Source organism: Aquimarina discodermiae (genome assembly GCF_040786235.1).
In the GTDB taxonomy this organism is placed as follows: domain Bacteria; phylum Bacteroidota; class Bacteroidia; order Flavobacteriales; family Flavobacteriaceae; genus Aquimarina.
In genome coordinates, this window is record NZ_JBFMKP010000016.1 from 1 (window position 1) to 5,228 (window position 5,228).

A 5,228-nucleotide genomic window follows, 5' to 3' on the forward strand; every position below is an offset into this window, starting at 1 on the left:
AGTAAAAAGCTACGGTTACTATTATCTTCGTATACACTTTCTTGCGTAGTACAACCTGCTACACTTACAGGCCCTTCTACAGTAAGGTGTATCGTTTTGGTTGTTCCTTTACGATCTTTATGTACTACAGTTTTAGTAATTCTCTTTTTAGATTGTAATTCACGTAATGGATAGAGTACACTTTCTGCACCGTCCAGATCTTCTATAAGTATGAGTTTGTTTCTAAGTTCTGTACGGTTGAAGTAATAAAAAGCGTTTGCAGATAGTACCGTAATCTCGATTTTATCTTCATCGGGTATCAGCTCTGCTACTTTACTTTGTAAATGGGTCTTACCAACTCCTGAACTACCTAAACTGATACAATGTAACGGGTTGTTCGTTTTTCTAGAAGTAAAGATCAGATACATTAATAAACGGTTGGTTTCTTCACCTATCACACCCGATTTACCGATCAGTTCATTAGTTTTACTTAATAGGTCTTTAGACTTTAAAAACTTGATAGCGGTTTGTTCTTCATCTGCAGAGATTTCTTCGATTGGGATTTGATTAGCTTCCTTTTCTCTTTCTAGTTCTTCGATACGATACTTTTCTAAAGCGGTAGTTAGCTCTTGCAGGGTTTTTCTAGTAATACTTGTGCCGATCTCGATACGTTCTGCGATCTTTCTAACAAATTTCTCGACCATATTGTCATTATACAGATCGATACTGTGACGTAGTACATAGATACTTTTAGGTTTCTGAACACTCATCGTTACTCGCATACGTTCTAGATTGTTGAGCTTAATACCTCCTAAAATGTGGATTTCTAAGCATGCATTCACGTAACTATAGTTGTGTGGGTTGTGGGTTTTTAGCATTGTTGATAATTTTTAAAGATGTAACTATTAGATACAAATATATCTTTTATTTACATTTGTAACAAAACTATCAGATACTTATTTCTCTTTTAATTACGTATTTTTGATGTAAAACGTTACTATTGTTGCTTTTTGTAACATTTAAATAGATATATGGATACAGGTAAAATCATAGAAGAACTTCGTAAAGAACATAATTTATCGCAAACAGACTTAGCCAATAAAACTAATGTGTCTCGTGTGATGATTGGTAAATACGAGCGTAACGAAGCAATACCTTCTATTGAAGCTGCTAAGAGTATTGCAGATGCTTTTGGTGTATCTCTGGATTATTTAGTAGGTGAGGGAGTAAATGCTTCTTTTGATAAAAAAACGGTTCAACGTTTACAAGATATACAAGACTTAGATGATGATACACAAAGTATGTTATTTAGATTAATCGATACTATCATTAGAGATACTAAAGCTAAAAAAGCATATTCATAAAGCATGACATTTCTACTACCTTAAAGTATTATATATAATCCCACTACATTTTTATACACAAAAATGCAGTTCTATTTTGCAATAATCTTATTATCATTTTGTTACATGGGTTTTTTAATGCTTTTTTGAACCCTGTTTTTGATCAAATTACATTTTTACATATAAAAATGTAGTACTTTTAAAACTATGTATACGTATAAAGCAACGATAATAAGGTGGATCGACGGCGATACACTGCAAGTAGAGATCGATTTAGGGTTTTATGTACAGACCATACAAAAAATACGACTCGCTCGTATTGATGCCCCAGAGATGAACAATACTGTAGCTTATCGAGAACGACAAGCAAAGCATGCCAGGGCAGTAGCAAAAAAGTTTTGCCCAGAAGGAGCTACTGTAACTATTACCACAACCAAACAAAACAAAGACCAGTATGCACGATACATTGCAGAAGTAACCTATAACGATACTAATATGTCTGACTATTTAATAGATAAAGGCGTAGCTAAACTATGGAGAGGATAATAGTATAAAACAACAAACCCACAACAGTACTGCTGTGGGCTGATCTTTTATTGCTTACTCATACCGCTACGAAGTTGTAAACTTCGCAGAGCAGGGACGAAGCGCTAGCCCTTACTCATTCGAGGATGAGCTAGGAGAATCATATTTTCCGAAACGCATACTTAAAACGAGTTTATTATGAATAATATCTGCAGGATAAAATGAATCTATTTCATAAAAAAAATCATTATCATTTTTTAAAAAATATCTAAATATTCGAGTTTTTCCTTCCGCCAATTGTTTGTTTTCAAAAAAATAAGTTCTATCTATTTTCGAAAAATCATCATATTTCATTTGATATTTAACTCCATTATATGAACTATAAAGAGATTGAGTAGTTGCTAAAATATAATTCTTGTTACTTAGTTTACAATCTAAAATAGGTAATTCACTATCAGATAAATTAAACTCATATTCATTCCTAAATTTATTTATATCTGTATAAATTTTTGTGTTTAAATTATCATTATTCGTTTTAAGATTATCAAAATCACCGTAAGTTTCTTTTAGCTTCTGAATAATTCGATTATATCTATCAATATCCATTATTTTAATGTTTTTGTTCTAGTAAGTTGTGTTGCTCCATTAACTGTTTTGGTAGAAACTTCATATCCAGCCTTAACATAAGCAGCACTTGCTTTAGCTGCAGCCGTTTCATCTAATACATTGCCTACAACCTTAATGCTCGTCATCCCATTTTCTGAAGCAATGGATTCCACAGCCGTTATCAAGTTTGCATTTGATGAAGCATCTCCAGAAGTTTTTGATATCATTTCAATTTCAACAGTCATAGCTCCTGCTTCTCCAGAAATAGTCCCCGAAAATTCAGTGCCTGCCACTAATTCTGTGGATTGATCAAAAGTTTGAGTAGCAAATGATTTACTGGTTTTTGCTTTACTTATATTTTTAAGAGTTCTGGTAACTTTACTTAGTCCTTTACCTAATACCTCACCGGCAGCTAATGCAGCTGCTTCAACTGTCGTATCAGCTGCTTTTTCTCCGATTTTATTCCCTATTGTAGAGGCTGAGTCTTCAGATAAAGCTGTGTTTCTATCACATCATGAGCAACATCTGTCATTCCGGCTGTTGCTACTGATGAAGCTTCTTTTGCTAAACTTACTAATCCTTGTGGACTACTTAATTTACTAAAATGATTACTTGCAGCTTTCTTAACTGTCTGTATTGGACTGCTAACAAGTTTTTTTGCTCCTTCATAAGTATTAGAAAGAGTTTTCTTATATGCATTCACCGCACTTTTTAAGACTTTTTTACAGAATTCGCAATTACCATCAGGATCAGATAGTAATATAGGGTTATTCATGCCATACTTATATGGTGTCCAATCATAGAACAATTCCGCTTTTTGATCTATATTCATCCAACGTCCAAGTTCTGGATTATAATTACGTGCATCTATATCAATCCAACCAAGACCAAACTCATTTTGCTCTTCTTTTCCTCCAAAACCTCTTAACTGAGCAGTGCTATTCCCATGAGAGCTTACAATTTCATTAAACCCTCGCATTTTTAATCCGAAGGGATAATAATTCGACTCCTTAATAATCTCAGATTGCTCTACAGCCCCGTTGTTATCAGCATCTGTATAGGAGAGTCGAACGTTACCTAAATGGTCTTTAAATTGGTAAACATATTTGTATTCCCCATTTTCTGGGGTTACATACCCTTCCGCGGTGCTAAAATACTCAAGGTTTCCATTCTTATAAATATAACCACCTGCATACTCTGTGGTAGTTGCATTTCCGCTCTCAGTAGTTACTTTCTTAAGCTTAGCCCCTGTAGCATCGTACACATAATTTATCGTTCCATTATTAGCACCTGCAACGGTTACTGTTGTTGGCAGGTTCATATGGTTGTATAAAATACTGGTTATGCCTTTATTACGGTCGATGGTTAAGTTTCCATTAACTGCATAGCTACTGCAAAAAAAATAATTTCGACACCCTTTTTCTGCCGGCATCACTGCTAAAAAGCAAAAAATATGAACGTTCTAACTGTCATCTATCCATCTGCTAGGCTAAAATAGTGATTTGTGATATAGCTACCTTACGTATTTCTGTATTTGTTACTTCTAAAGCCAGCCGCATCACCCAAGCTATCTTTACATAATTGGTAGTTATACCCGCTCTTCCTTACGTCAGGGGCTATAACGCAATTATATAAAATAGCCGCTCACATTAGTACTCAGAGCGGGAGTCGAACCTCTGGATTTATAACCCAAAGGTTTACGTGACGTTCAATCGCCACTATGGCTAGCACTTCAAAAGCGGAAGAGCCTCTACGCTACAGCCTTTCGCTATTCCGCTTTTGAAGCGTTTTTTAATTATTACCTAGATAAAAACACACCTCGCTATCTTATGAGTAAGCGATTATGATTAAAGCTGAAGAGCGCAACGGCAGTTGTGGCTGATCTTCAGCTTTAATCATAATCATAGCCTAGTGGCGACTGAACGAAGCTGCATGCGTGCAAAACAAAGGCGTAGCCGAAGCGTAGAGGAGCAGCCGACACACAAAAGGGAACGCAGTGGTTTTGTGTGCCAGACGATTTTTATGTGTTCCGCTTTATTAAAATAGATACTTCCACATAAATAATCGTCTAGGCTGCGACCAAGCGGCGGAGCCCATGAAGCAGCGGTTTTGCTTAATTAGGTTCACGCCGTAGGCAACCATATTGTTGTTAAGCAAAAAGAGAGCTGCGGGTGATAGAGGAACGTAAGCAAGGCTATTTGTTTGTAGTGGAGACTACCGACCGAAGGCGAGGGAGTTGTGACGGTATGGAACAAGTGCTTTTTTCTGCACTTGTGGAATAACAAAAAATAGCTTGCGGCGTGACGAAGGAACACCTTATAACAGCTTATGGGCAAAGCATACTTGATGCGCCCATAATAACTATCCGACTGTAGGGAGTCACTTGGCTATTTATACAACAAAAAATCCCGAACCTTTACGATTCGGGATATATTAAATCTCTAATTAATATTGTCGTGGTTCATTTCCTGCATAACGAACTCGTATAATCCTGATAGTGTCATCTAAAACACGGTATGCTACATTATAAGTTCGTATTTCATAAGAACGATAACTACCATCATTAGGTGTTTTGTTTTCGTCTAAAGTATAAATTTCAGGTTGAGTGCTTAAAACATCGGCACTGTCCATGATTTCATTAATAACTCTATCTGCTGATTTTAAAGATTTACTAACTTCAAAAATGTCGGTATGTATTTCTTCTAGTTCTAGCAAAGCAGGGGTTGACCATACTATTTCCTTCCCCATTGACTAGCTATTTTACGGACTTGTTCT

7 protein-coding genes are annotated in these 5,228 nt (G+C 35.8%); 2 read left to right on the forward strand and 5 right to left on the reverse strand.

Annotated elements, in window-relative coordinates; translation table 11 throughout:
* Positions 1-857 (reverse strand): MTBMA_p00010-related P-loop-containing protein (locus tag ABW636_RS11460; RefSeq protein ID WP_508093817.1); only part of this gene is annotated, 857 nt, incomplete at its 3' end.
* Between the two features lie 153 nt (positions 858-1,010).
* Between ABW636_RS11460 and ABW636_RS11465 the strand changes: the two genes are divergently transcribed.
* Both ABW636_RS11465 and ABW636_RS11470 read left to right on the forward strand, forming a co-directional pair.
* Entirely contained in the window at positions 1,011-1,343 is a 333-nt protein-coding gene (locus ABW636_RS11465) for a helix-turn-helix domain-containing protein (protein ID WP_367590140.1), read from the forward strand.
* A gap of 186 nt (positions 1,344-1,529) precedes the next feature.
* Positions 1,530-1,868: a thermonuclease family protein gene (locus ABW636_RS11470; protein WP_367590141.1), complete on the forward strand. Its 339-nt coding sequence runs from the start codon at positions 1,530-1,532 to the stop codon at positions 1,866-1,868.
* A gap of 111 nt (positions 1,869-1,979) precedes the next feature.
* Here ABW636_RS11470 and ABW636_RS11475 read toward each other — a convergent pair whose 3' ends face one another.
* The 4 genes from ABW636_RS11475 to ABW636_RS11490 all read right to left on the reverse strand — a co-directional run bounded on the left by ABW636_RS11475 (position 1,980) and on the right by ABW636_RS11490 (position 5,201).
* Positions 1,980-2,453, reverse strand: coding sequence for a hypothetical protein (locus ABW636_RS11475; protein WP_367590142.1), 474 nt, complete (start codon positions 2,451-2,453; stop codon positions 1,980-1,982).
* The gene (locus ABW636_RS11480) at positions 2,453-2,746 is read right to left on the reverse strand and encodes a hypothetical protein (RefSeq protein ID WP_367590143.1); all 294 of its coding nucleotides are present in this window, start codon (positions 2,744-2,746) and stop codon (positions 2,453-2,455) included. Before ABW636_RS11480 ends, ABW636_RS11475 begins: the two co-directional genes overlap by 1 nt.
* 173 nt (positions 2,747-2,919) lie before the next feature.
* Entirely contained in the window at positions 2,920-3,885 is a 966-nt protein-coding gene (locus ABW636_RS11485) for an RHS repeat domain-containing protein (RefSeq protein ID WP_367590144.1), read from the reverse strand.
* A gap of 1,013 nt (positions 3,886-4,898) precedes the next feature.
* The gene (locus ABW636_RS11490) at positions 4,899-5,201 is read right to left on the reverse strand and encodes a type II toxin-antitoxin system RelE/ParE family toxin (protein ID WP_367590145.1); all 303 of its coding nucleotides are present in this window, start codon (positions 5,199-5,201) and stop codon (positions 4,899-4,901) included.
* Positions 5,202-5,228 lie beyond the last annotated feature (27 nt).